This window comes from Microbacterium natoriense, assembly GCF_030816295.1.
In the GTDB taxonomy this organism is placed as follows: domain Bacteria; phylum Actinomycetota; class Actinomycetes; order Actinomycetales; family Microbacteriaceae; genus Microbacterium; species Microbacterium natoriense_A.
In genome coordinates, this window is sequence record NZ_JAUSXV010000001.1 from 2,643,559 (window position 1) to 2,667,670 (window position 24,112).

Genomic DNA, 24,112 nt, shown 5'->3' on the forward strand with positions numbered 1-24,112 from the left:
GGCGACCCGGCATCCGCCCGGATAGCGTTGAACGGTTGCCCGAATCCTGGAGGAGAGCATGACAGCGCCCGCTGCCGCAGCGCCCACCGCCGCCGATCGTCGCCGCTGGGCGCGCTATCTCGTCGAGGAGCGCGCCGAGGGCACCGTCTACCAGCGCCTCGCCGCCCGTCGGGAAGGCGAGGAACGCGAGATCCTTCTCAACCTCGCCGAGGCCGAGCGCCGTCACGAGCAGCACTGGCTCGATCTTCTCGGCGCGGAGCCCGCCCGTCTGCCTCGGGCCGGCCTTCGCTCGCGCATGCTCGGGTGGATGGCCGGGAAGTTCGGGTCGATCTTCGTGCTCGCGCTCGCGCAGAGCGCTGAGGCTCGTTCTCCGTACGACACCGAGGCCTGGGCCTCGCCAGCCATGCGGGCGGACGAGAAGGTGCACTACGAGGTCGTGCGAGGGCTCGCCGCACGCGGACGGCGGCGTCTGTCGGGTTCGTTCCGGGCGGCCGTCTTCGGAGCGAACGACGGCCTCGTCAGCAATCTCGCGCTCGTGCTCGGCATCGGCGCGACCGGCGTCAGCAGCGGCTTCGTGCTGTTCAGCGGTATCGCGGGCCTCCTCGCCGGCGCGCTGTCGATGGGAGCAGGGGAGTTCGTCTCCGTGCGGTCGCAGCGTGAGCTCCTGGCGTCCACCGAGGCGAACGACGATGCCGCCGCGTCCGCGGCGGATCTCGACATCGACGAGAACGAGCTGGCCCTCGTCTACCGGGCCCGCGGCATGGACGAGGCGGAGTCGCTCAGCCGAGCCCGCAAGATCGTGACGGCCGCGCGAGCAGGGGCGCAGTACGCGACGACGGGTCCCGTGCGCACCCACGGAGCCGACGACCACGAGATCGTGGGCAGCGACTGGACCGCGGCGATCTCGAGCTTCCTGCTGTTCGCCTCGGGAGCGATCGTGCCGGTGCTGCCCTGGCTCTTCGGGCTGCAGGGGACCACGGCGGTCATCGTGGCCTTGATCCTCGTCGGCGTAGCCCTGCTTTCGACAGGGGCGATGGTCGGGATCCTCTCCGGTGGCCCGCCGCTGCGCCGGGCTCTGCGCCAGCTGGCGATCGGGTTCGGGGCGGCGGCGATCACGTACGTGCTCGGGCTGGTGTTCGGCGTCGGCGCGGCCTAGCGGCGCCCATCGTGGCGAACGGCTCTCCCGGGCATGTCTGTGCCGTAGTCTCAGCGTGACAGCAGATGAGAGGGCGGATGCCGTGACGGACGTACTCGCGGATCGACCAGGAGAGCTATCGGCCGAGGAGATCATGCGGCGCAACGCCGTGACGATCCTGGGGCCGGTCGACGCCGATGTCATCGTCTTCGCTCACGGATACGGCACCGATCAGTCCATCTGGCGGCCGATCGCCGAGACGTTCGCAGCGGACCATCGTGTCGTGCTGTTCGACTACGTGGGGTCGGGCGCCTCTGACCTCGGCTCCTATGACGAGCGCCGCTACGATGCGCTCGAGGGCTACGCCGACGATCTGATCGAGGTCCTCGATGCCGTCGCGGCCGAGAGCGCGGTGCTCGTCGCCCACTCGATCAGCGGGATGATCGGGGCCCTGGCGTCCATCCGTCGTCCTGAGCTGTTCCGCGAGATCGTGATGGTCTGCCCGTCGCCGAGGTACGTGGACGACGAGGCCTACGTCGGCGGCTTCAGCCGAGATGACGTGCTCGGCCTGCTCGCCGCGATCGAGACGAACCAGCCGAGCTGGGCTTCGTCGCTCGCTCCGGCGGTCACCGCCCGTGACGATCGTCCTGAAGTCGTCGACAGGGTGCGTACGCTCTTCGCGACGACGGCTCAGCGCGTGGCCGTGCATTTCGCCCGCGTCGTCTTCTTCAGCGATGTGCGGCGTCGGCTGGACGAGATCCCTGTGCACTGCACGATCGTCCAGTCTCGGGGCGACATCATCTGCCCGCCCCACATCGGGGAGTACCTGCGCACCCGCATCCCTTCGAACGACCTCGTGCAGCTCGACAGCGCGGGGCATTTCGTTCTGCTCACAGAGCCTGCTCTGGTCACCGAGGTCATCAGGAACGCCCTGTGACCGGTGGCGAGTCGGCCGCGGATCTCGTCGACGCTGCCCCGGCCGCGATCCTCGCCGTCGACATGACGGGCGTCGTGCTCGTCCACAATCGCAAGACGCTCGACTGGCTGGGCGCGGGGGAGGACTCGCTCGTCGGCCGGAATCTCACCGAGTGGATGCCGCCGGCGGCACGCATGCTCTACGAGACCCAGGTGGTGCCCCGCTTGGTGGAGAAGGGCCGCGTGCGTGAACTCGTCCTCGAGATACGGCGCCCGGATGGGAGTCGTCATCCGCTCCTCGTGAATGCCGATCGGCGGGTCGATGACGCCGGTAGTGCGCGCATAGTGATCGTCGCCATGGACGCGATCGGGCGGTCTGCGTTCGAACGTGAGCTTGTGGAGACTCGTCGCACGGCTGATGCCGCGCACCGTGAACTCGCCCTGCTGCAGGATGCGACAGGGCGGCTCGCCGTGGCCCGCGGTCTCGAGGATCTCGGCCGCGTTCTCATCGATGCTGCAGGACAGGCGACGCAATCGGCGTGGACCGTGGTGCGACTTGCAGACCACGGTGGGGGCGTCTCGACGTGGGGTGACCCTCCCTTCGGCGTCGACCAGGACGAGGGCTTGAGGGCTGGCTCCGATCAGGTGATCTGCCACGATCCCGACGACATCGTGCGAACCTTGCCGGGTTCAGCTCACGCCCTGAACCGAGCCGGGGTGGAATCCCTGATCCTGACGCCCGTCGTGCGGCAGGACGGACGGGTGATCGGCGAGATCTGCTGCTGGTTCCGTCGGCCGCGCACACTCGGTCCGGATGAGGCGGGAACGCTGGTCGCCCTCGCGCGCCAAGCCGAACGCGTCGTGGAACATCTGCGCCTGCAGGACCGGCTTCGCCACGACGCGTCTCACGACGGCCTCACGGGTCTCTTCAACCGAGCGGGGTTGTCCGCCCGCCTGACCGAGCTGCTGACCACCGCGGATCTCTCGGAGCGGAGCTCTGCCGTGATCTTCCTCGATCTCGACGGCTTCAAGGCGATCAACGACCTGCGTGGCCACAGTGCCGGCGACGAGGTGCTCCGCACCGTCGCGGAGCGTCTGGTGCGCGTCTGCCGCTCGGGTGACGCGATCGGGCGCCTGGGCGGAGACGAGTTCGTGATCGTGGTGGATCATGTGGACCGCGACGACGCCAGCGGGCTCGCCGGTCGTGTGCGAGACGCCGTGTCCGCGCCCTTGGCGGGGGCTGCGGAGGGGATGCCGCTGTCCGCCAGCGTGGGCGTGATCTCGTGGACGGGCGCCGACGATCCTCGGCCCAGCGCAGACGAGCTGATCTCCGCGGCGGACGAGGAGATGTACACCGCCAAACGACTGCTCAGCGGCGGCGTGCGATCGCGGACCTGGCTGCATCGATAGGCGGGAGCGCATCCGTTCCGCTGCATGGCCATCACAAAGAAGAAGAGCCCCGATCCGTCTGGATCGGGGCTCTTCTTCGTCTTGTGCGCGGAGGGGGACTTGAACCCCCACGCCCTATCGGGCACTAGCACCTCAAGCTAGCGCGTCTACCATTCCGCCACCCGCGCAGGTGTTGGATGTTCGTTGCCGAACGAAGATTTACATTAGCACGAGCGCGGGGGCTCTCTGAAACCGACCCCGACTCCCGGGCGCGCCACCGGGGTTCGATAGCCTGGAGTCATGACTGCTCAGCCGCTCCCCGAGGTCGTCCGCATCGCCGGCGAGCTGATCCGCATCGACACCTCCAACTACGGCGGCGGCAACGCCAAGGGTGAACGCGAGGCGGCGGAGTACGTCGGCCGGTATCTCGAAGAGCTCGGCCTCGAGGTCGAGTACTACGAGCCCATCCCGCGCCGCACGAATGTGATGGCCCGCGTGGCGGGGCGCGACAGCAGCAAGCCGGCACTGGTGGTGCACGGCCATCTCGACGTCGTCCCTGCGGTCGCAGAGGACTGGAGCGTCGACCCGTTCGCCGGCATCGTTCAGGACGGGATGCTGTGGGGCCGCGGAGCCGTCGACATGAAGAACATGAACGCGATGATCCTCACGGCCGTCGCCGACATCATCCGCTCGGGGGAGCAGCCCCAGCGCGACCTGATCATCACGTTCTTCGCCGACGAAGAGAACGGCGGCGTCGAGGGCTCCGCGCTCGTCGTCCAGAACAAACCAGAGTGGTTCGCCGGTGCGACCGAGGCGATCAGCGAGGTGGGCGGATACTCGATCACGGTCGACGACCGGCGCGCATACCTGCTTCAGGTCGGCGAGAAGGCGATGATCTGGATCCGTCTCGTCGCCAAGGGACGGGCCGGTCACGGCAGCCGCCTCCACGACGACAACGCGGTGACCAAGCTCGCCGAAGCCGTCGCCGCGATCGGCCGCACCCGCTGGCCCATCCAGCTCACCGACACCACGAGGGCCCTGCTCGAAGGACTCAGCGAGCTCACCGGCCGCTCGACGGACGACCCCGATGCCCTCGCCTCCGCAGCCGGACCTGCCGAGGCCTTCCTGCGCTCCACGTTCCGCACCACGACGAACCCGACGGTCCTGAGCGCGGGGTACAAGCACAACGTGATCCCCGAGCGCGCCGAGGCCCTCATCGACGTGCGCGTGATCCCGGGCACCGAGGACGACGTCCTCGCCGAGTTGCAGCACATCGTCGGCGACGACATCGCCATCGAGATCGTCGTGCAGGACATCGGGATGGAGACGCCGTTCGAAGGCGGACTGGTCGATGCCATGGTCGCGACCCTCGGTGCGCACGACCCTGGCGTGCCGGTGATCCCGTACCTCCTCGGCGCCGGAACCGACAACAAGGCGCTCGCCTACCTCGGCATCACCGGCTACGGCTTCGCACCGTTGCGGCTGCCGGCCGATCTCGATTTCACGGGCATGTTCCACGGCGTCGACGAGAGAGTACCCGTAGACTCGCTTGTCTTCGGTCAGCAGGTGCTGGCCGATCTGCTGCGCTCGTACTGAGCGCCCGACTCCCGCCGGCGCAGCCCGCACAGAAGGCCCCGTATGAACCTGCTCGAAGCCCTCCTCCTCGGCATCGTCCAGGGACTCACCGAGTTCCTGCCCATCTCCTCCAGCGCGCATCTGCGTATCGTGGGCAGCTTCCTGCCCTCCGGAGAAGACCCGGGCGCCGCCTTCACCGCGATCACGCAGATCGGGACGGAAGCCGCGGTCGTCGTGTTCTTCTGGCGCGACATCGTGCGGATCATCTCGCACTGGTTCCGATCCCTCACCGGCAAGGTGCCCCGCAACGATCCCGATGCTCGGATGGGCTGGATGATCATCATCGGCAGCATCCCGATCGTCGTCCTCGGTCTGCTCTTCCAGGACCAGATCGAGAGCGTGCTGCGCTCGCTCTGGATCGTGGCGATCATGCTCATCGTGTTCGGCATCCTGCTCGGGATCGCCGATCACGTCGGCGCCAAGCGCCGCACTCTCGACGATCTGACCTACCCGCACGGCATCGGCTACGGTCTGGCCCAGGCGCTTGCTCTGATCCCCGGGGTCTCGCGCTCCGGCGGCACCATCACGATGGGGCTGTTCCTCGGCTACGAGCGCGCCGCCGCAGCACGGTACGCCTTCCTTCTCGCGATCCCGGCCGTCTTCGGCAGCGGCTTCTATCAGGTGTACAAGAGCTGGGACGCACCGAACCAGCACTTCTCCTTCGGCGAGACGCTGGCGGCGACCGGCATCGCCTTCGTCGTCGCTCTGGGTGTCATCGCGTTCTTCATGAACTGGATCTCGAAGCGCAGCTTCCTGCCGTTCGTGATCTACCGCGTGCTGCTCGGAACCGCGCTGCTGGTGCTGCTCGGCACCGGGGTCCTCACCGCTTGAGGTCACCCGGCCCGTCGCCGCGCCGCTTCAGGTAACGCTCGAACGCCTGCGCGATCGCATCGCCGGACGCCTCGGGCGAGTCCCAGGTGTCACGGGTGCGCTCCAGCTGGCGGATGTACTCGGCCATGTCCTCGTCGTCAGCCGCGGCCGCGTCGATCGACGCCTCCCAGGCCGCGGCCTCGGTGCGAAGATTGTCGCGGGGCACGTCGACCCCGGTGAGTTCCTCGAGGCGGTCCAGCAGGGCGAGGGTGACCTTGGGCGAAGGCGTGGCAGAGGCGACGTAGTGCGGCACGCTGGCCCACAGGCTGGCCGTCGGGATACCGGCGTTCTCGGCGAAGTGCTCGAACACGCTGAGGATGCCGACCGGCCCCTCGTAGAGCGATCGCTCGAGCCCGTACGCCTCGCGCACGTCGTCGTTCTGACTTGACGCGAAGATCGAGATGGGCCGGGTGTGCGGTACATCCGACAGCATCGCTCCGAGCGTCACGAGCCCCGTGACATCATCGCGAAGCGCGACGTCGATGAACTCCGCGGCGAAGGACTGCCAGGTGCGTGCGGGCTCGACACCCGTGAGCAGCCAGAACTCGGGACCTGTCGCCGGATCGCGCGGGCGCCAGAGACCGGCCTCGGGCCAGGTCAGCTGACGTCGCCCTTCGCCGTCCATCTTCGTGGCGGGGCGCGTGTACTGGTAGTCGAAGTAGAGCTCGGGGTCGATCGAGTGCACGAGGTCGTAGTCGGTCATCGACCGCAGCGCCGCTATGGCTCCGCTCGCGGCTTCGCCTGCGTCGTTCCAGCCGTCGAAGGCGGCGATGATGATGCGGGAACCGAGAACATCCATCGTGTGCTCCCTTCATGACCGTGGACGGGGTATCCCTCCAGGCTAGTCCGCGGCGAGGGGGCCCGGTGCAGCCACGGCTAACATGGTTCAGTGAGCAGACAGCCGGGCGCAGTCCTCTGGGACATGGATGGAACACTCGTCGACACCGAGCCGTACTGGATGGCTGCCGAGACGGCCCTGGTCGAGTCCTACGGCGGCAACTGGACCCACGACGACGCTCTGCAGCTTGTCGGCAACGGCCTGATCGACAGCGCCATCATCCTGCAGAACGCCGGAGTGGACATGGCCGCGGAGGCGATCATCTCGCGCTTGACGGATGCCGTCCAGGAGGCGCTGCGGACGCAGGGCGTGCCGTTCCGCCCCGGCGCTCGGGAGCTGTTGCATGACCTGCGGGCCACCGGTATCCGCACGGGCCTCGTGACCATGTCGCTGCGGCGCATGGCCCTCGGAGTCGTCGATCTCATCGACTTCGAGGCTTTCGACATCGTGGTCGCCGGCGATGATGTGAAGAACTCGAAACCCCATCCCGAGCCCTATCTCCAGGCCGCCGCCCTGCTCGGCGTCGACATCTCCGACACTGTCGTGATCGAGGATTCTCCCACCGGCCTCCGCGCCGGCATCGCCTCTGGTGCAGTGGCACTCGGCGTGCCGCATATCGTCTCTCTCGACGGCGTCGGCGCCCATGAGCTGTGGCCCACTCTCGCCGAGCGCGGAGCATCCGACATCGCCGATCTCTTCACCCGCTTGACGTCTCTGACAGGAGCCACCCGATGACCCAATCCACAGCGAAGCGACCGAGCGGACCTTTCCGCGAAGGCGATCGTGTGCAGCTGACGGGGCCGAAGGGGCGTCTGCACACCGTGACGCTCCGAGAGGACGGCGAGCTCCACACGCACCACGGCGTCCTGCGGCACCGCGATCTCATCGGACTGCCGGACGGCTCTGTCGTAGCCAACAGCTCCGGCCACGACTACCTCGCTCTGCGCCCGCTGCTGAGGGACTTTGCGATGTCCATGCCGAGAGGCGCTGCGATCGTCTACCCGAAGGACGCCGCCCAGATCGTCATGCAGGCCGACGTCTTCCCCGGTGCGGTCGTCGTCGAGGCCGGCGTCGGGTCCGGTGCTCTGTCGCTCTCGCTCCTGCGAGCGATCGGTCCGGCCGGTCGGCTGGTGTCGTTCGAGCGTCGAGACGACTTCGCAGACGTGGCGCGGGGCAACGTCGCCACGTTCTTCGGAGAGACGCCTGAGACATGGGAAGTCGTGGTGGGCGACCTCGCCGAGCAGCTGCCCGCACAGTTCGAGGCGGGAACCGTCGACCGGGTCGTGCTCGATATGCTGGCGCCCTGGGAGTGCATGGACGTCGTCGCCGACGCCCTCACACCTGGGGGAGTAGTGCTCTGCTACATCGCGACAGCGACCCAGCTTTCGCGGGTGGCCGAGTACATCCGCGCCACCGGGCTCTTCACGGATCCCGATGCGTCCGAGACCATGGTGCGCGGTTGGCACGTGGAAGGCCTCGCAGTGCGCCCAGATCATCGGATGGTCGCGCACACGGGATTCCTGCTCACCGCCCGCCGTCTCGCGCCAGGGGCCATCGCTCCATCCGTGAAGCGGCGTGCGTCGAAGAGCAGCTATGGAGACGAGGACGTCGAGCTGTGGACGCCGGGTGCAGTGGGCGATCGGGAGATCAACGACAAGAACCTGCGCAAGCGCGCTCGCGAGGCCGCGAAGGCCGCCGAGGGAGCACGCCTCGCCGCCGCAGCGCGCGACACCGGCGACGCGACGGAATATGCTTGAGCCCGTGCGTAGAACCTCCGCCGCTCTGGCGTCCCTCAGCCTTGCCGTCCTCGCCCTGACGGGTTGCTCCTCGACGCCTTCCTTCGACGGCGCAGTCTGCGACCGCACAGCGAACGCCTCGACGACCCTGGCGGACTCGGTCAGCACCTCGGGCGACGTGGGCTCCGAGCCGAAGGTCGAGGTCTACGCCCCCGTGTCGGCGAAGTCCTCGACGTTCGTCGACGCCGTCGTGGGCGACGGCACCGCCGTCGTGAGCGCGAACCAGCCCTTCATCGCGAACGTCACGACGTACGACGGGGAGACCGGGGACAAGCTGCAGACCACCGGCTACGACGCCTCGACGACGCAGCCGCACGACATCGCCTACTGGAGCCAGGTGTCCCCGGCGCTCAGCAAGGTTCTGCAGTGCGCGACCGGTGGGAGCCGCGTCGTCGGTCTGCTGACGCCGAAGGACATGGGCGCCCAGGCCGACGCCGGGAGCATCGTGATCGTCTTCGACATCGGGCACGTGTTCCTGCCGAAGGCCGAGGGCACCCCGCAGTTCAACGACGCGCGCGGTCTGCCGACCGTCGTGCGCGCACCCGACGGCACACCCGGCGTGATCATCCCGGATTCCGCGGCCCCCAAGGAGGCCGTCGTGCAGACGCTCATCAAGGGTGACGGCCCGAAGGTGAAGGAGGGCGACTTCGTGGTCGTCAACCACACGGTGCTGAACTGGGACGACAAGAGCGTCGCCGGCACCAGCTGGGGCTCCACGTCTCTCGTCACGTCGCCGCTTCCCGAGATGGTCGGGGCGACCGTCGGCTCGCAGATCATGATCGTCACGCCCGCGGCGGACTCGTCGCCCGCGCAGGTTCTCGTGGTCGACATCCTCGGCATCACGACAGCGGCACCTCAGCAGCAGCAGTGATGGCAGCCGGGATTCCCGCGGAGGAGCGTCTGACGAATCTCGTCGTGGCGCTGATGGCCACGGAGATCGGGCTCACCAAGCAGCAGATCCTCGACAACGTCTCGGGGTACCGGCAGCGAGCGGATGCAGGGGCGCGTTCGGATGCACTCGAGAAGATGTTCGAGCGCGACAAGGACGAGCTGCGCAAGCTGGGTGTTCCCGTCGAGACCATCGGCGAGGCGAGCGACCCGAACGACCTCCGGGAGGCCCGGTATCGTATCCCTCAGGCGGAGTACGATCTGCCGAGCGACATCGACTTCACTCCGGCCGAGCTGGCCGTGCTGCAGCTCGCCGGCAGCGTGTGGAGCGCCGAATCGGTCTCGGGAGACGCCCAGGCTGGCGTCCGCAAGATCCGAGCTCTGGGTATCGACGGCGACGAGCCGATCATCGGCTTCGCTCCCCGGATCACGGCGAGGGACGCCGCCTTCGCGCCGCTCCAGGAGGCGATCGAGAAGAGCCGCGTCGTCACTTTCGACTACCTGAAGCCGGGGGAGGACGCTGCCCGCACCCGCCGCATCCGCCCGTTGGCTCTCGTCGACTACGAGGCCCGTTGGCACGTCTTCGGTGTCGATGTCGAGGCCGGGGGAGATCGCACGTTCCTGCTGAGCCGCATCGTCGGTGCGGTGAAGATCACCACCGCCTCCTTCGACCCTGCACTGCGCGAAGGAGCGGGGGATCGAGCCATCGCCGGACTCGAGGAGGTCGCCGCGAGCAATTCGGCGCTTCTCGAGGTGACACCGGGAACCGAGGCGTCCCTGCGGCTGGGGCGCCGCGCGAAGCCGGCTGTCCAGGGAATCACCGTGCCCTTCGTCGACGTCCACATCTTCGCCGACGAACTGGCCTCCTACGGCCCAGAAGTCCGTGTCGTCGAACCGATCGCGCTGCGCGATGCCGTGATCGCGCGTCTGCACGCCGTCGTCGAGGCGAACGCGGAGGTGGACCGATGAGCGCGCAACCGAAGCCTCTGCTCGCTGCCGACCGCGTGCGGCTCTATCTGACCCTCGTGCCGTATCTGCTCGAGCACGGTCAGGTCTCACTCGACGAGGCCGCGGCAGAGTTCGGCGTCGGCCGCGAAGAGATGCGGTCCATGGTCGAGAAGCTCACCGTCATCGGCCTGCCCGGTGACTCCGGATTCTGGCAGCAGCCGCAGGAGATGTTCGACATCAACTGGGATCTGCTCGACGACGAAGACGTGATCGAGATCACCAACGATGTGGCGCTTCGACGAGTTCCACGCTTCACCGCCCGTGAAGCCGCCGCATTGCTCGCCGGCCTCCAGATGGTCGCCGCGGTGCCCGCGGTCTCCGACACCGGTCTCGTGAAGGGCCTCATAGCCAAGCTCTCCCGAGGAGCAGCCGACGCCCCGGCGGAGGTCGTGGTGGCGCCCACGGCGATCGACGAGGTGCGCACGGTGGTCGCGACTGGTGTGCAGGGCGGCGTCGCCGTCTCGTTCACCTACAAGGCTCCGGATGCCGAGCCCACGACGCGCACAGTCGATCCCGTGCAGATCCTCATCACCAACGGCCAGTGGTACCTGCAGGGCTGGTGCCATCTGCGTCAGGCGATGCGCACCTTCCATCTCGATCGCGTGAGCGACCCGCAGCTGACAGACATCGCCATCACCCATCGCGGAGAGCCCGTCCCCGAGGCGTTCTCCGCAGCTGCCGACGACGGCGAGGTCACGGTGCGCATTCCCGAGCGTCTTGCGCCCCTTCTGGGCGCCTTCTTCTCGGTCGACGGCGTGGAGGCGCAGGGCGGCATCGTCACGGCACGGCTGCACCTGGCCGATCCCCGCAGCATCAAACGCCTCGCGGCAAGGTTCGGCGGCGCGCTCGAAGTCGTCGAGCCTGGCATCGCCCGAGCGGCAACCCACGACTGGGCCGCAGCCGGACTCGCGCTCTACTACCGACCTGACGGCAGCGACGCCGGTTAGACTGACAGAAATCAACGAGGAGACTTTCTCATGGGCAATCTATTCGCCGGTCCGCACCTGTGGATCATCCTCATCATCATCCTGCTGCTCTTCGGGGCAGCGAAGCTTCCTGCGCTGGCGAAGAGCATGGGCCAGTCGGCTCGTGTGTTCCGAGGTGAGATGAAGGCGATGAAGGCAGAGGATGCCGCCGACAAAGCAGATGGCACCCCCTCCGACACCGCTTCGGGCACCACGACGTCGGCAGAGGCGCCGAGCACCGACACGCCGCCGCGCTCCTCATAGGCGTGGCCAAGAGTTCCGCTGCGCCCGAGGTCGTCCCGCCCCGCGAGAGGCGGATGACGCTTGCGGCGCACCTTGTCGAGCTGCGGAAGAGGCTGATCATCGCCGTGATCGGCCTCGCCGTCGGCATGATCATCGCGTTCTTCGTCACGGACCAGGTCATCTGGTACATCACCGGTCCGATCCGCATCCTCGATGAAGAGCGCGGGACTGACACTACGTTCGCCCAGCTGGTCTTCTCGGCCGTCTCCTCCGGGTTCGACCTCCGCATGCGCATCGCGCTGGCGATCGGCATGCTGCTGTCCGCGCCCATCTGGCTGTGGCAGGTCTGGGCGTTCATCATGCCGGGGCTTACCCGCAAAGAAGTCCGATACACCCTCGGGTTCGTCGGAGCCGCGATCCCGCTCTTCTTCGCGGGCGGCTACGTTGCGGTTCTCGTCGCTCCCCACGTGATCGAGATCATGTCCACCTTCGTTCCGGAGGGCGGCGTGAACTACTTCGACGCCGGTCAGTACTACGACTTCATGTTCAAATTCGTTCTCGTGGTCGGTGTCTCGTTCGTCCTGCCGGTCTTCCTCGTGGCTCTGAACGTCGCGGGTGTGATGAGCGGCAAGGCGATTCTCAAAGGCTGGCGGATCGCGATTCTCATCGCCTGCCTCTTCGCCGCGATCACGACCCCGGCCGCCGACATCTTCTCGATGTTCCTCCTCGCCGGCATCCTCATCGTCCTGTATTTCGCCGCGACCCTGGTCTCGTTGCTCTTCGACCGGCGTCGCGCCAAGCGCGCCAAGGTCGAGGGCCTGCTGCCGGACGTCTCGTGAGCTCGCCCGCCGAGCGCTACGCTGCGGCGCGGGAGGCGTCCGAGCACCCGCATACCAGCGCCTTCGCCGCACGTCAGCGCTTCGACCTCGACCCGTTCCAGGTCGCCGGCTGTCACGCTCTCGAACGAGGACACAGTGTGCTCGTCGCCGCCCCCACGGGAGCGGGCAAGACGATCGTGGGCGAGTTCGCGATCCATCTCGCGATGCAGACACCGGGCGACAAGGCCTTCTACACGACGCCGATGAAGGCTCTGTCGAATCAGAAGTTCCGCGAACTCGTCGATGTGTACGGTGCCGATCAGGTCGGGCTCCTCACCGGCGACACCAACATCAACGGCAACGCGCGCATCGTCGTGATGACCACCGAAGTCCTGCGCAACATGATCTATGCCGATTCCGCAGCGCTGCGCGACCTTCGCTACGTGGTGATGGATGAGGTCCACTACCTTGCCGACCGCTTCCGCGGGGCGGTGTGGGAAGAGGTCATCATCCACCTTCCGCAGCATGTGCGTCTGGTGTCGCTCAGCGCGACCGTGTCGAACGCCGAAGAGTTCGGCGACTGGCTCGACACCGTGCGCGGCGACACCGAGGTGATCGTCTCCGAGATCCGCCCGGTTCCCCTCGAGCAGCATGTGCTCGTGCGCGACGATCTGCTGCCGCTGTTTGATGAACGCGCGGGCCTCGCCACGACGAAGGTCAATCAGGAGCTCATGCGCATCCGCTCCTCCACCGGCTCGAACTACGACAACAACCGACGTGCCCAGTCGTATCGCAGCGATCGGCACGCCGGCAGGCAGGCGCAGCGGCCGCAGCGTGGCGGGCGCAGGCCCGATGCCCGACGCATCGAGCGCGTCGACCGGCCGGACGTGGTGCACCTGCTCGATCGCGCGAATCTCCTGCCGGCGATCTTCTTCATCTTCAGCCGCGTCGGCTGCGACGCGGCCGTGCAGCAGGTGCGTCGCTCGGGCCTCCGACTGACCTCGGCCGAGGAGCGCGCAGAGATCCGCGCGATCGTCGAGGAGTCCACGCGTTCCCTTCAGGACGAGGACCTCGGGATCCTCGGGTACTGGGAGTGGCTAGACGACCTCGAGCGCGGCGTCGCGGCGCATCACGCGGGACTCCTCCCCGCCTTCAAAGAGGTCGTCGAGGAGCTCTTCCGGCGAAAGCTCGTCAAGGTGGTGTTCGCGACCGAGACGCTGGCGCTCGGCATCAACATGCCGGCGCGCACGGTCGTGCTCGAGAAGATGGAGAAGTTCAACGGCGAGGCCCGCGTCGCGATCACGTCGGGGGAGTACACGCAGCTCACCGGACGCGCGGGACGCCGCGGCATCGACGTCGAGGGCCATGCGGTCGTGCAGTGGACCGAGGGCATGGACCCGCAGGCGGTCGCAGCGCTCGCCTCTCGCCGCACCTATCCGTTGAACTCGAGCTTCCGTCCGACGTACAACATGGCGGTCAATCTGATCGATCTGTTCGGCAAGAGCAGGGCCCGCCAGATCCTCGAGTCGTCGTTCGCGCAGTTCCAGGCCGACCGTGCCGTGGTGGGCCTGGCGCGGCAGGTGCGTGACGCCGAGGAATCGCTCGCCGGCTACCAGAAGGCGATGGAGTGCGAACACGGCGATTTCGTCGAGTACGGTGCGATCCGTCGTGAGCTCAGCGACCTCGAGAAGAAGAACCGTCAGGATGCGCATGCGCCGCGCGGTGCACGCGACACACGCATGAAACGCATCCAGTCGCTTCGAGGCCAGATGCAGCGCCACGGATGCCATCGCTGCCCCGACCGCGAGGATCACGCCCGCTGGGCGGAGCGCTATTGGAAGCTCAAGCGGCAGACCGACCGCATCCGTCGTCAGATCGAGACCCGTACAGGTACGGTCGCTCGTGTCTTCGACCGGGTCGTGGAGGTGCTCGAGACGCTGGATTACCTCACCGTGGTCGACGGTGAGACGTCGCTCACGGATGCCGGGCGCACGATGCGCCGCATCTACGGAGAACGCGACCTTCTCGTCGCGGAGTCCCTGCGCCAGGGGCTCTGGACGGGTCTTGACGCGCCGTCTCTCGCCGCGATGGCCTGCTGCCTCGTGTACGAGCCGCGGCGCGACGAGGCGAACGCGGGGGAGCGGAACCTCCCACGCGGCGCGTTCCGCACGGCGTATGACAAGACCACGACGCTGTGGGCCGAGCTCGACGACCTCGAGAAGGACCACCATCTGCCCGGCACCGAACCGCTGGCCCCGGGCCTCGCCGGCGCCATGCACTCCTGGGCGCGCGGCGGCATGCTCGACCGCGTGCTGATCGACGCAGACATGGCCGCGGGGGACTTCGTCCGCTGGGCGAAGCAGACCATCGACCTCCTCGATCAGCTCTCGATCGTCGCCGAAGACGCCGCCCTCGCCCGCAACGCCCGAGTCGCCCTCGACGGCATCCGTCGGGGCATCGTCGCCTACTCGTCGATGTGACCGGGGTTCCGATGTCCGACACGTCCGTGCGCCCGCGCGCGCTGCTTCCTCTTCCTCTGGCGCTGCCCGCCGCCGCCGCTGCCGCTCTGCTGATGTACGCCTCCTACCCCGGACCGGCGATCTGGGTCCTCGCGTTCCCCGCGGTCGCTCTCCTGCTCCTGGCGCTGATCGGCCGACGTGCAGGCGGGGCGCTCCTGGTCGGGCTCGTGTACGGCATCCTTTTCTTCGCGCTGCTCGTCTCGTGGACCTCTCGCTATCTCGGCCCGATCCCGTGGGCGGCGCTGAGCGTCGTCGAGGGAGGCCTGACGGCGATCGCGCTCATCCCGATCGCCCTGGCCTACCGTTGGCTGCCTCGAGCCTTCCCCGGCCGTGCGGGGCGACTCGTCGTGCTCCCCGCCGTCGTGGCGGCGCTCTGGGTCGGCCGTGAGCTGTTCATAGGCAACTGGCCGTACGGCGGCTTCCCCTGGGCGCGCCTGGGTATGACGCAGGCTGAGAGCCCCTTGGCGCCCGTGTCGTCATGGCTGGGCGTGAGCGGGCTGAGCTTCCTCATGGTGCTGCTGGTGGCGATGCTGATCGAGACGACGCGTCTCGGGGTCTGGCGGCGTCCCATGCGCCTCGTCGCTCCCGCTGCGGTCGTGGCCGTCCTGCTGTTCACACCGCTTTTCCCGACAGCGGGGGCCGGTTCCATGCGCATCGCCGCCGTGCAGGGAAACGGCCCGACCGGATACTTCGACCAGCGCGAGCCCTACTCGGTGATCGATGCCCAGACCGCTGCGACCGAGCCGCTGTACGGAGAAGACGTCGATCTGCTCGTGTGGCCGGAGGGGTCGCTCGACTACGACCCGTTCCAGGACTCGGCCACCGCGCGCCGGATGACTCGTGTCGCGAACAACATCGGTGCCCCACTGCTGGCGAACGCCGCCACGGGTCGTGACGACCTCTACTTCAACACCTCGATGCTGTGGATGCCGGACGGCACAGCCGAGCAGACACACGACAAGCGGCATCCTGTGCCGTTCGGCGAGTACGTGCCGGATCGGGCGTTCTACTACGCGATCGTGCCCGACCTCATCGGGCTGATCGGCCGTGAGTACACGCCGGGAGTCAACCCGCCGATCGTCGACGTCGACGGAGTGAAGGTCGGCTTGGCGATCTGCTTCGACGTCATCTACGACGACCTGGTGCACCAGAGTCTGACGGACGGGGCTCAAGTTCTCGTGTTCCAGACGAACAACGCGGACTTCCGCGGGACGGATGAGAACCTGCAGCAACTCGCGTTCGCGCGTATGCGCGCGATCGAGACGGGTCGCAGCGTGGTGAATATCTCGACGGTGGGCACGAGCCAGATCATCCGCCCCGACGGGACGACCGTGACGGCCCTGGATGCAGATGAGGCCGGGGCGATGCTCGAAGATGTCGAGCTTCGCTCCGGCCTCACGGCTGGTGTCGTGCTGAGCCCCTGGATTCAGCAGTTGCTGCTATGGGGCGGGATGGGAGCGCTTCTCATCGGGTGGTGGCGCTCCCGGCGCGCTTAGGCGCCGATCTTCTGCCGGGTCGGGTCTTCGCCGGCACCGCGGCGCGCGCGGAGAACCGCGAGGCGCTCTTCGAGAAGCTCTTCGAGCTCGGCGCGGGTGCGGCGCTCCAGGAGCATGTCCCAGTGCGTACGTGCGGCCTTCTCATCGGTGACCTCGAGCGTGACGGCGTGGCCGTCGACGTTCAGGCGCGCCTCGGCGCCGCAGGAGCGGCACTCCCAGGTCTGGGGCGGCTCGGCGTCAGCCGCGAACATCAGGTTCGTGACGTGACCGCATGTGTCACAGGTGTAGGTGGTTTCACGGCGCTCCATGAAAACGACGCCCTCTTCGCTCTGTAGGCTCTGGGCGCCGAGTCGGATGCCGCGCAGGCTGCGATCTGCCATTGTGTGGTCCTCTCGTCGCTGTCAGGTATAACGCTCGAGCCTGTGCTTCTCATCCGAGAAGACGTGTTCTCGCGCGGATTCACAGGTGAATCCCAGCGCGACGACCTAAGGAGCGGCGAGCGTCTCGAGGGCGAGGTCTGCACGGTCGGAGACGATGCCGTCGACACCGGCCTCGATCAGACGTGTCATCTCGGACGCCTCGTTCACGGTCCACACATGGACCTCGACATCGTGTCGGTGAGCGGCGCGGATCAGGGCGGGGGTGAGCACGCGGATGCCCCGCTGCCGTTCGGGGATCTGGAGTGCGTCGAGGCTGCGGAGAACGCGGCCGGGGGAGAGGTGCAGAGCGGAGAGAGCCACCATTGCGGCGATGGTGCGGCTGCCACCGGATGTCGCAGGGCGGATGGCGGCGCCGCCGCGAAGGGCCGCAGCGATCGCCACCTGCCGTCGTGCATCCGAGAAGCTCGTGACGAGCACTCGATGAGCGTGCGGCGCGACGAGCGTTCCGAGCGGCTCCGCAGCGGCATCCGTCTTGACATCGATGTTGAAGCGGACCCCGGGAAAGGAATCGAGGGCCTCGCGGACCGTGAGCAGTCCGCCGTGGTCTGCGAAGATGGCGCGCAGCTCGCGCGTGCCGATCTCGGCGACGGCGCGCGTGTCGCCGTTCAGACGGGTGAGGTCGGGGTCGTGGAAGAGCACGACGTCGCCGTCGGCGGACACATGGCAGTCGGTCTCGATGTACTCGACTCCCACGGCGTGAGCCGCGGCGAAAGCGGCCGCGCTGTTCTCCCACACACCGGAGTCCTCGCCTGCCGCGGTGAGAAGACCGCGGTGGGCGAGGACTCGAGGGTGGCGTGTCTTCGCGAAGTACGGGTGCGTCACGCGCCCGGCGTGCCCGTCGGCGGCTTCGGCGTGAACGCGCTGCCGATGCCCTTGAGCGCCTCGGTGAGCTCGCTCGGGATGATCCACAGCTTGCTCGAGGAGCTCTCGCTGATCTTCGGCAGCATCTGCAGGTACTGGTAGGCGAGGAGCTTGTCGTCCGGCTGCCCCTGGTGGATGGCGGTGAAGACGTTCTGGATGGCTTCGGCTTCACCCTGCGCGCGCAGCACGGCGGCCTGCTTGTCGCCCTCGGCCTGGAGGATGGCGGCTTGGCGCTGGCCCTCGGCTTCGAGGATCTGCGACTGCTTGGAGCCCTCGGCCGTCAGGATCGCGGCACGGCGGTCTCGCTCGGCGCGCATCTGCTTCTCCATCGAATCCTGGATGGAGACGGGCGGATCGATCGCCTTGAGCTCGACACGTCCGACGCGGATGCCCCACTTGCCCGTGGCCTCGTCGAGGACGACGCGCAGCTGGCCGTTGATGTTGTCGCGGCTGGTCAGCGCCTCTTCGAGGTTCAGACCGCCGACCACGTTGCGGAGTGTCGTGGTCGTGAGCTGCTCGACAGCGCCGAGGTAGTTGGCGATCTCGTAGGTCGCCGCCCGAGCATCCGTCACCTGGAAGTACACGACCGTGTCGATCGAGACGACCAGGTTGTCTTCGGTGATCACGGGCTGCGGCGGGAAGGACACGACCTGCTCGCGCATGTCGATCAGCGGACGCAGACGGTCGATGAACGGCACCAGGATGTTCAGACCCGGCATGAGCGTCTTGTGGTAGCGGCCGAGCCGCTCCACCACGCCGGCGGTCGCCTGGGGGATGATGCGGATCGAGCGTGCGAGCGTCACCACCACGAAGATGATGACGGCGATCGCGAGGATCCACCCGATCGCGGTGGGGATGAAGTTGGAGTCGTCCACTGGTTCTCCTAGTCGTTGACGGGACGGACGATGGCGGTGGCGCCGTTGATCGCCGTGATGGCGATCGTGGCTCCAGTGGGGATGGCGACGGGAGACGCTGTGCGGGCAGTCCAGGTGTCGCCGTTGCTGAGCTTGACCTGACCGGTGACCTGCGTGATCTCCTGCAGTGCGAGGCCGCGCAGGTCGATGAGCGCATCGACGTTCGACTTCGTGGGGTCCTCACCGCGATGCAGCCTCTTCAGCAAAGGCGGCCGGATGAAGAGGATGAAGAGGGCCGCCGCGGCCGCGGCGATGATCACCTGAGCCCAGACGGGGATGCCGATCAGATCGGTGATGAGGCCGACTGCCGCCCCGAAGCTCAGCATCAGGAAGGTGAAGTCCAACGACAGCATCTCGATCACGAGGAAGACGGCGATCAGCACCAGCCACCCGATCCATGCCCACTGGTCGATGAACTCTACGAAAGTCGTGACATCGTTCATGCGGCCTCCTTTGCGGTCAACCTATCACGGTGCTGAGCGCCGCCGAGGGTACCCCGGGCGGCCGTTGGTAATGTGAGTGGGTCGCGTTCTCGCGGCGATCAGCGCATCTCAAGGAGTCACCGTGTCCGACGTTCTTCCCGCAGGTTCCCTCGACGGCAAGGTCGCTCTTGTCACCGGCTCGTCGCGCGGCATCGGCGCCGACACCGTGCGCTACTTCGCCGAGGCCGGAGCCGACGTCGTCATCAACTTCCGCAACAAGGCTCCGCGCGCCGAGAAGCTCGCGAACGAGCTGCGCGAGCTCGGCCGCCGTGTGCTCGTGGTGGGCGCCGACCTCACAGACCCGGCATCCGTGGCGGAGATGTTCGACCGCCGTGAAGAACGAGTTCGGCCGGCTCGATGTGCTCGTGCTCAACGCCTCCGGCGGCATGGAGTCCGGTATGGCCGAGGACTACGCCCTCACTCTCAACCGCGACGCCCAGTTGAACGTGCTGAACGCGGCCACGCCGCTTCTCGGTGAGGGGGCGCGCGTCGTGTTCGTGACGAGCCACCAGGCGCACTTCATCCGCACGACCCCGACGATGCCCGAGTACCTCCCCGTCGCGCTCTCGAAGCGTGCCGGGGAAGACGCCTTGCGCGAGCTCATCCCCGGTCTCACCGAGAAGGGCATCGGTTTCACCGTCGTCTCGGGCGACATGATCGAGGGCACGATCACGGCGACCCTTCTCGAGCGCGCCAACCCCGGCGCCATCTCCGAGCGACGTGAGTCGGCCGGCAAGCTCTACAACGTGTCGGAGTTCGCGGCCGAGGTCGCGAAGGCGGCGATCGACCCGGTTCCCGTCGACAACACCCGTCTCGTCGGCGACGTCAGCGGCTTCGTCGCGGAATGATCCGCTGAAAGAGACGATCGGCCCCGAACTGCGAACAGTTCGGGGCCGATCTGCGTCGACGGCGAAGTGTCAGCCGGTGACGGCGTCTTTCACAGCCTTCGCGTCACGCCCGAGCGTGATCGCGCGGATGATCTGCACGATGCCGAGCGCGACCAGCGAGGTGCCGAAGAAGATCCACAGCCAGATGCCTGCGGCGAGCACGTTGAAGAGCACGAAGACACCCGCGATGATGCTGAGAATCGCGTAGAGCAGCGTCCACGTGCGCGATCCGTCGTTCCCGAGCAGCGTCAGTGAGACGATGCCGTCGAACAGCCAGCTGATGCCGATGAACACGACCGTGATCAGGGCGAAGGTGACCGCTGCCTCCTTGAGGTTCGAGAAGGCGATCACGCCGGCCACGATGTAGAGCACGCCGAGGGCGATGTGCCCGGCACGGGCCCATCCGCCCTTGGAGCTCGAGAAGATGCCGAGCCCGATGTAGACGAGACCCGCGACGATCAGATAGGCGGCGAAGATGCCGGTGACGAAGACGATCGATTTGACCGGCCAGACCAGCAGGACGATGCCGGCGATGAGCGACAATGCGCCCGAGACGGCGAGCGAGACGCGGATCGCTTTGAAGGCGGCCTTGGCGTCGGCGGCGAGGGATTCGGACATGTGTAGACCCTTTCTGGGAAGATCCTGTGAGGGATGTGCCCCAGCGTAGCCCTCGGCTGCGACGAAGCGGGGGAGACCTGCGGCGGGGTGTCGCAGAGCGATATATGAGTACATGCGGCGACATGGCAGGATCGACGTGTGACTCCTGTCGATGATGCGCGGCTGCGTGAGCTGGTGCTGATGCGCAAGGTGCGCGACCGCATCGACCGCGACTATGCGAAGCCGCTCGACGTCGAGGCGCTCGCGCGGGGAGTGCACATGTCGGCGGGGCATCTCAGCCGCACGTTCCGAGACGCCTATGGCGAGTCTCCGTACTCGTACCTGATGACCCGCCGCATCGAGCGCGCGATGGCGCTGCTGCGCAGAGGTGACATCAGCGTCACCGACGTGTGCTTCGAGGTGGGGTTCTCCTCGCTGGGCACCTTCAGCACGCGATTCAGCGAGCTGGTCGGCGTCTCACCGAGCGTCTACCGCGCGCGAGCCGCTGACGTCGACGGCATCCCGACGTTCCTGGCGAAGCAGGTCATCAGACCGATCAGGAATCAAGAAGCGCCGCGCACCGACGCGCACCTAGCCTGATCATCATGAACATCACCATCAACGCCAGTTTCCTCCCGCACACGGATGCCGACGCATCCGTCGCCTTCTACCGCGACGTGCTCGGGTTCGAGGTCCGCAAGGACGTCGGCTACGACCGGATGCGCTGGATCACCGTGGGCCCACAGGGGCAGCCCGACACCGCGATCGTCCTCACGCCGCCCGCCGTCGACCCGGGCATCAACGACGAGGAGCGCGCCACCGTGCTCGGTCTCATGGCGAAGGGCAGCTTCGGCGGCATCGTCCTCGCGACCGACGACGTGGACGCGGCCTTCGCGGCCATCGAATCCCGGGGCGCCGACATCGTGCAGGAGCCGATCGATCAGCCCTACGGCGTGCGTGACTGCGCGTTCCGCGATCCGGCTGGCAATATGGTGCGTCTGCAGCAGAGCGCCTGACACGAACAAGAAGAGGATGACGATGACCGTCGAACACCCAGCAGACGCCCATGACATCATCCGGGTCCAGGGCGCGAGGGAGAACAATCTCAAAGAGGTCAGCGTCGACATCCCCAAGCGACGCCTGACGGTGTTCACGGGAGTGTCGGGGTCGGGCAAGAGCTCGCTCGTCTTCGACACGATCGCTGCCGAGTCGCGGCGGATGATCGACGAGACGTACAGCGCGTTCGTACAGGGTTTCATGCCATCGGTGCCGCGCCCCGACGTCGACGTACTCGAGGGGCTCACGACGGCGATCATCGTCGATCAGGAGCGGCTCGGAGCGAATCCGCGTTCGACGGTCGGCACTGTGACCGACGCGAACGCCATGTTGCGCATCCTCTTCTCAAAGCTCGGGCAGCCGTACATCGGGGGCCCCACCGCGTTCTCGTTCAACATCCCGACGCAGAAGGCGAGCGGCGTGATGACCGGTCCCGGCGGCGAGAAGAAGATCGTCAAGGACGCGATCTACCTCGGCGGCATGTGCCCCAGGTGCGAAGGCAGGGGAGCGGTCTCCGACCTCGACCTGGCTCAGATCGTCGACGAGTCGAAGTCGCTGAACGAGGGCGCGATCATGGTGCCGGGGTACACGGCCGACGGCTGGATGGTGAAGGGCTTCTCGGAGTCGGGTTTCTATCCTGCTGACAAGCCGATCTCGTCGTTCTCCGACAAGCAGCGGCATCTCTTCCTCTACGGAGAAGTCACCAAGGTCAAGATCTCCGGTATCAACATGACGTACGAGGGTCTGATCCCCAAGATCACCAAGTCGATGCTCTCGAAGGATCTCGACGCGCTGCAGCCCCACATCCGAGCCTTCGTCGAGCGCGTCGCGACCTTCGCGACATGCCCGGAGTGCGACGGCACCCGGCTCACAGAGGGCGCGCGATCGTCGAAGATCGACGGGATCAGCATCGCGGACGCGTGCCGCATGCAGGTCACGGATCTCGCCGACTGGGTTCGCGGGCTCACACTCACCGGCGCCGGCCCCTTGCTCGAAGCGTTGAGCGCCAATCTCGACGCGTTCGTGACGCTGGGTCTCGGCTACCTGTCACTGGAACGCCCCTCGGGCACGCTGTCCGGAGGAGAGGCGCAGCGCATCAAGATGCTCCGCCATCTCGGTTCGTCGCTCACCGATGTGACCTACGTCTTCGACGAGCCGACGATCGGGCTGCATCCGCACGACATCCAGCGGATGAACTCCCTGCTTCTGCGTCTTCGAGACAAGGGGAACACCGTTCTGGTCGTCGAGCACAAGCCCGAGACCATCGTGATCGGCGATCACGTCGTCGATCTGGGACCGGGCGCCGGGAGCGCCGGCGGCGAGATCTGCTTCGAGGGCACGGTCGAGGGACTCAAGGCGAGCGGGACGAAGACGGGAACGCACCTCGACGACCGAGCCGCGTTGAAGGGTGCGGTTCGCACCGGCGACGGCGCGATCGAAGTCCGCGGCGCCGCGGTCAACAACCTGCAGAACGTCGACGTCGATATCCCGAAGGGCGTTCTCACCGTCGTGACCGGCGTCGCCGGCTCGGGTAAGAGCTCGCTGATCCACGGCTCGGTGTCGAAGCGCGACGGCGTCGTCGCGATCGACCAGGGCGCCATCAAGGGATCGCGCCGCAGCAACCCGGCGACCTACACCGGGCTCCTCGAGCCGATCCGCAAGGCCTTCGCGAAGGCCAACGGCGTCAAGCCGGCGCTCTTCAGCGCGAATTCGGAGGGCGCATGCCCCACCTGCAAGGGCGCCGGGGTGATCATCACCGAACTCGGCTTCATGGACACGATCGAGACGCCGTGCGAGGACTGCGGCGGCAAGCGGTTCCAGGCGAGCGTGCTGGAGTACAAGCTCGCGGGCAAGGACATCACCGAAGTCCTCGATCTTCCGGTGGCCGAAGCGAGGTTGTTCTTCTCGGAGGGTGAGGCGAAGCTGCCCGCGGCCGCCGCGATCCTCGGCCGACTCGAGGATGTGGGGCTCGGCTACCTGTCGCTCGGTCAGCCGTTGTCGACCTTGTCGGGAGGCGAGCGGCAGCGCATCAAGCTGGCGATTCAGATGGGGGAGAAGGGCGACGTCTACGTCCTCGATGAGCCCACCACCGGTCTGCACCTCGCCGATGTGCAGAACATCCTGGGCCTGCTGGACCGACTGGTCGAATCAGGGAAGACGGTGATCGTGATCGAGCACCATCAGGCCGTCATGGCTCATGCGGACTGGCTGATCGACATCGGTCCCGGTGCGGGGCACGACGGAGGGCGCGTGGTCTTCGAGGGAACGCCCGCGGAACTCGTCGCGGCGAGGTCGACGGTGACGGGGGAGCACCTGGCGGAGTATGTCGGGGGCTGACCGGATCGTGTAGGGTCCGAGCC

23 protein-coding genes, 1 tRNA gene and 1 pseudogene are annotated in these 24,112 nt (G+C 67.2%); 18 read left to right on the top strand and 7 right to left on the bottom strand.

All coding sequences use genetic code 11. The annotated features are described in order from the left end of the window. Positions 1 to 58: 58 nt before the first annotated feature. The 3 genes from QFZ53_RS12305 to QFZ53_RS12315 are packed head-to-tail and all read left to right on the top strand — an operon-like array spanning position 59 to position 3,460. Positions 59 to 1,156, top strand: a complete 1,098-nt coding sequence (locus tag QFZ53_RS12305; protein ID WP_307296790.1) for a VIT1/CCC1 transporter family protein — start codon at positions 59 to 61, stop codon at positions 1,154 to 1,156. Positions 1,157 to 1,211: 55 nt separating this feature from the next. Beyond that, the gene (locus QFZ53_RS12310; protein WP_307296792.1) at positions 1,212 to 2,072 is read left to right on the top strand and encodes an alpha/beta fold hydrolase; all 861 of its coding nucleotides are present in this window, start codon (positions 1,212 to 1,214) and stop codon (positions 2,070 to 2,072) included. Beyond that, entirely contained in the window at positions 2,069 to 3,460 is a 1,392-nt protein-coding gene (locus tag QFZ53_RS12315) for a sensor domain-containing protein (protein ID WP_292908772.1), read from the top strand. The genes QFZ53_RS12310 and QFZ53_RS12315 overlap by 4 nt, the downstream gene beginning before the upstream one ends. Positions 3,461 to 3,544: 84 nt before the next feature. On the opposite strand, the gene QFZ53_RS12320 is transcribed toward QFZ53_RS12315, so the two are convergent. Continuing rightward, positions 3,545 to 3,627, bottom strand: a tRNA-Leu gene (locus QFZ53_RS12320). A 112-nt stretch (positions 3,628 to 3,739) separates the two neighbouring features. On the opposite strand from QFZ53_RS12320, the gene QFZ53_RS12325 reads away from it, so the two are divergent. Beyond that, positions 3,740 to 5,035, top strand: a complete 1,296-nt coding sequence (locus QFZ53_RS12325) for a M20/M25/M40 family metallo-hydrolase (RefSeq protein ID WP_307296796.1) — start codon at positions 3,740 to 3,742, stop codon at positions 5,033 to 5,035. 42 nt (positions 5,036 to 5,077) lie between these two features. Further along, the gene (locus tag QFZ53_RS12330) at positions 5,078 to 5,905 is read left to right on the top strand and encodes an undecaprenyl-diphosphate phosphatase (protein WP_292908768.1); all 828 of its coding nucleotides are present in this window, start codon (positions 5,078 to 5,080) and stop codon (positions 5,903 to 5,905) included. Here the strand turns inward: QFZ53_RS12330 and QFZ53_RS12335 are convergent. Beyond that, positions 5,895 to 6,743: a PAC2 family protein gene (locus QFZ53_RS12335; protein WP_292908766.1), complete on the bottom strand. Its 849-nt coding sequence runs from the start codon at positions 6,741 to 6,743 to the stop codon at positions 5,895 to 5,897. The genes QFZ53_RS12330 and QFZ53_RS12335 overlap by 11 nt on opposite strands. Positions 6,744 to 6,833: 90 nt before the next feature. Here QFZ53_RS12335 and QFZ53_RS12340 point away from each other — a divergent pair, with 90 nt between their 5' ends. From QFZ53_RS12340 to lnt, 9 genes are read left to right on the top strand one after another with little or no spacing between them, the layout of a single operon-like run. Further along, positions 6,834 to 7,517: an HAD family hydrolase gene (locus QFZ53_RS12340; protein ID WP_307296800.1), complete on the top strand. Its 684-nt coding sequence runs from the start codon at positions 6,834 to 6,836 to the stop codon at positions 7,515 to 7,517. Beyond that, complete coding sequence (locus tag QFZ53_RS12345; RefSeq protein ID WP_292908762.1) at positions 7,514 to 8,539, top strand: tRNA (adenine-N1)-methyltransferase; 1,026 nt, start codon at positions 7,514 to 7,516, stop codon at positions 8,537 to 8,539. Before QFZ53_RS12340 ends, QFZ53_RS12345 begins: the two co-directional genes overlap by 4 nt. Positions 8,540 to 8,543: 4 nt before the next feature. Beyond that, complete coding sequence (locus tag QFZ53_RS12350) at positions 8,544 to 9,449, top strand: hypothetical protein (protein ID WP_292908760.1); 906 nt, start codon at positions 8,544 to 8,546, stop codon at positions 9,447 to 9,449. Continuing rightward, the gene (locus tag QFZ53_RS12355; protein WP_307296805.1) at positions 9,449 to 10,435 is read left to right on the top strand and encodes a helix-turn-helix transcriptional regulator; all 987 of its coding nucleotides are present in this window, start codon (positions 9,449 to 9,451) and stop codon (positions 10,433 to 10,435) included. Before QFZ53_RS12350 ends, QFZ53_RS12355 begins: the two co-directional genes overlap by 1 nt. Next, on the top strand, positions 10,432 to 11,421 hold the full coding sequence (locus QFZ53_RS12360) for a helix-turn-helix transcriptional regulator (protein WP_292908756.1): 990 nt from the start codon (positions 10,432 to 10,434) through the stop codon (positions 11,419 to 11,421). The genes QFZ53_RS12355 and QFZ53_RS12360 overlap by 4 nt, the downstream gene beginning before the upstream one ends. A 30-nt stretch (positions 11,422 to 11,451) precedes the next feature. Continuing rightward, positions 11,452 to 11,703 (top strand): twin-arginine translocase TatA/TatE family subunit, encoded by a 252-nt coding sequence (locus QFZ53_RS12365; protein ID WP_307296809.1) that lies wholly within the window; start codon positions 11,452 to 11,454, stop codon positions 11,701 to 11,703. A 53-nt stretch (positions 11,704 to 11,756) separates the two neighbouring features. Further along, complete coding sequence (gene tatC / locus QFZ53_RS12370) at positions 11,757 to 12,521, top strand: twin-arginine translocase subunit TatC (protein ID WP_307299403.1); 765 nt, start codon at positions 11,757 to 11,759, stop codon at positions 12,519 to 12,521. After that, positions 12,518 to 14,980, top strand: coding sequence for a DEAD/DEAH box helicase (locus QFZ53_RS12375; protein ID WP_307296811.1), 2,463 nt, complete (start codon positions 12,518 to 12,520; stop codon positions 14,978 to 14,980). Before tatC ends, QFZ53_RS12375 begins: the two co-directional genes overlap by 4 nt. A gap of 11 nt (positions 14,981 to 14,991) precedes the next feature. After that, a complete protein-coding gene (gene lnt / locus QFZ53_RS12380; protein ID WP_307296814.1) occupies positions 14,992 to 16,515 on the top strand; it encodes an apolipoprotein N-acyltransferase in 1,524 nt (507 codons plus the stop codon). Here lnt and QFZ53_RS12385 read toward each other — a convergent pair. The 4 genes from QFZ53_RS12385 to QFZ53_RS12400 form a co-directional block, all read right to left on the bottom strand. After that, entirely contained in the window at positions 16,512 to 16,895 is a 384-nt protein-coding gene (locus tag QFZ53_RS12385; protein ID WP_292908748.1) for an RNA polymerase-binding protein RbpA, read from the bottom strand. The genes lnt and QFZ53_RS12385 overlap by 4 nt on opposite strands. 105 nt (positions 16,896 to 17,000) lie before the next feature. Further along, positions 17,001 to 17,777 (bottom strand): glycerophosphodiester phosphodiesterase family protein, encoded by a 777-nt coding sequence (locus QFZ53_RS12390; protein WP_307296819.1) that lies wholly within the window; start codon positions 17,775 to 17,777, stop codon positions 17,001 to 17,003. Then, on the bottom strand, positions 17,774 to 18,691 hold the full coding sequence (locus QFZ53_RS12395) for an SPFH domain-containing protein (protein WP_292908744.1): 918 nt from the start codon (positions 18,689 to 18,691) through the stop codon (positions 17,774 to 17,776). Before QFZ53_RS12395 ends, QFZ53_RS12390 begins: the two co-directional genes overlap by 4 nt. 8 nt (positions 18,692 to 18,699) lie before the next feature. Next, positions 18,700 to 19,173 carry an NfeD family protein gene (locus QFZ53_RS12400; protein ID WP_307296823.1) on the bottom strand — a complete coding sequence of 158 codons (474 nt, stop codon included), beginning with the start codon at positions 19,171 to 19,173 and terminating at the stop codon, positions 18,700 to 18,702. A 121-nt stretch (positions 19,174 to 19,294) separates the two neighbouring features. Between QFZ53_RS12400 and QFZ53_RS12405 the strand changes: the two are divergent. Continuing rightward, positions 19,295 to 20,060: pseudogene (locus QFZ53_RS12405) on the top strand (SDR family oxidoreductase). A 69-nt stretch (positions 20,061 to 20,129) separates the two neighbouring features. On the opposite strand, the gene QFZ53_RS12410 reads toward QFZ53_RS12405, so the two are convergent. Then, on the bottom strand, positions 20,130 to 20,717 hold the full coding sequence (locus QFZ53_RS12410) for an HdeD family acid-resistance protein (RefSeq protein ID WP_307296826.1): 588 nt from the start codon (positions 20,715 to 20,717) through the stop codon (positions 20,130 to 20,132). A 180-nt stretch (positions 20,718 to 20,897) separates the two neighbouring features. On the opposite strand from QFZ53_RS12410, the gene QFZ53_RS12415 reads away from it, so the two are divergent. The 3 genes from QFZ53_RS12415 to QFZ53_RS12425 are packed head-to-tail and all read left to right on the top strand — an operon-like array spanning position 20,898 to position 24,089. After that, on the top strand, positions 20,898 to 21,296 hold the full coding sequence (locus tag QFZ53_RS12415) for a helix-turn-helix transcriptional regulator (protein ID WP_292908834.1): 399 nt from the start codon (positions 20,898 to 20,900) through the stop codon (positions 21,294 to 21,296). Between the two features lie 5 nt (positions 21,297 to 21,301). Beyond that, entirely contained in the window at positions 21,302 to 21,712 is a 411-nt protein-coding gene (locus QFZ53_RS12420; RefSeq protein WP_373426286.1) for a VOC family protein, read from the top strand. Positions 21,713 to 21,734: 22 nt separating this feature from the next. Then, positions 21,735 to 24,089 (top strand): excinuclease ABC subunit UvrA, encoded by a 2,355-nt coding sequence (locus QFZ53_RS12425; RefSeq protein ID WP_307296830.1) that lies wholly within the window; start codon positions 21,735 to 21,737, stop codon positions 24,087 to 24,089. The last annotated feature ends 23 nt before the right edge of the window (positions 24,090 to 24,112 follow it).

Excerpts from the sequence above, each read along its gene's own strand:
- QFZ53_RS12305 (WP_307296790.1), top strand. The coding sequence starts at position 59 with ATGACAGCGCCCGCTGCCGCAGCGCCCACCGCCGCCGATCGTCGCCGC.
- QFZ53_RS12325 (WP_307296796.1), top strand. The coding sequence starts at position 3,740 with ATGACTGCTCAGCCGCTCCCCGAGGTCGTCCGCATCGCCGGCGAGCTG.
- QFZ53_RS12330 (WP_292908768.1), top strand. The coding sequence starts at position 5,078 with ATGAACCTGCTCGAAGCCCTCCTCCTCGGCATCGTCCAGGGACTCACC.
- QFZ53_RS12335 (WP_292908766.1), bottom strand. The coding sequence starts at position 6,743 with ATGGATGTTCTCGGTTCCCGCATCATCATCGCCGCCTTCGACGGCTGG.
- QFZ53_RS12345 (WP_292908762.1), top strand. The coding sequence starts at position 7,514 with ATGACCCAATCCACAGCGAAGCGACCGAGCGGACCTTTCCGCGAAGGC.
- QFZ53_RS12355 (WP_307296805.1), top strand. The coding sequence starts at position 9,449 with ATGGCAGCCGGGATTCCCGCGGAGGAGCGTCTGACGAATCTCGTCGTG.
- QFZ53_RS12360 (WP_292908756.1), top strand. The coding sequence starts at position 10,432 with ATGAGCGCGCAACCGAAGCCTCTGCTCGCTGCCGACCGCGTGCGGCTC.
- QFZ53_RS12365 (WP_307296809.1), top strand. The coding sequence starts at position 11,452 with ATGGGCAATCTATTCGCCGGTCCGCACCTGTGGATCATCCTCATCATC.
- tatC (WP_307299403.1), top strand. The coding sequence starts at position 11,757 with ATGACGCTTGCGGCGCACCTTGTCGAGCTGCGGAAGAGGCTGATCATC.
- lnt (WP_307296814.1), top strand. The coding sequence starts at position 14,992 with ATGTCCGACACGTCCGTGCGCCCGCGCGCGCTGCTTCCTCTTCCTCTG.
- QFZ53_RS12385 (WP_292908748.1), bottom strand. The coding sequence starts at position 16,895 with ATGGCAGATCGCAGCCTGCGCGGCATCCGACTCGGCGCCCAGAGCCTA.
- QFZ53_RS12400 (WP_307296823.1), bottom strand. The coding sequence starts at position 19,173 with ATGAACGATGTCACGACTTTCGTAGAGTTCATCGACCAGTGGGCATGG.
- QFZ53_RS12410 (WP_307296826.1), bottom strand. The coding sequence starts at position 20,717 with ATGTCCGAATCCCTCGCCGCCGACGCCAAGGCCGCCTTCAAAGCGATC.
- QFZ53_RS12415 (WP_292908834.1), top strand. The coding sequence starts at position 20,898 with ATGCGCAAGGTGCGCGACCGCATCGACCGCGACTATGCGAAGCCGCTC.
- QFZ53_RS12420 (WP_373426286.1), top strand. The coding sequence starts at position 21,302 with ATGAACATCACCATCAACGCCAGTTTCCTCCCGCACACGGATGCCGAC.
- QFZ53_RS12425 (WP_307296830.1), top strand. The coding sequence starts at position 21,735 with ATGACCGTCGAACACCCAGCAGACGCCCATGACATCATCCGGGTCCAG.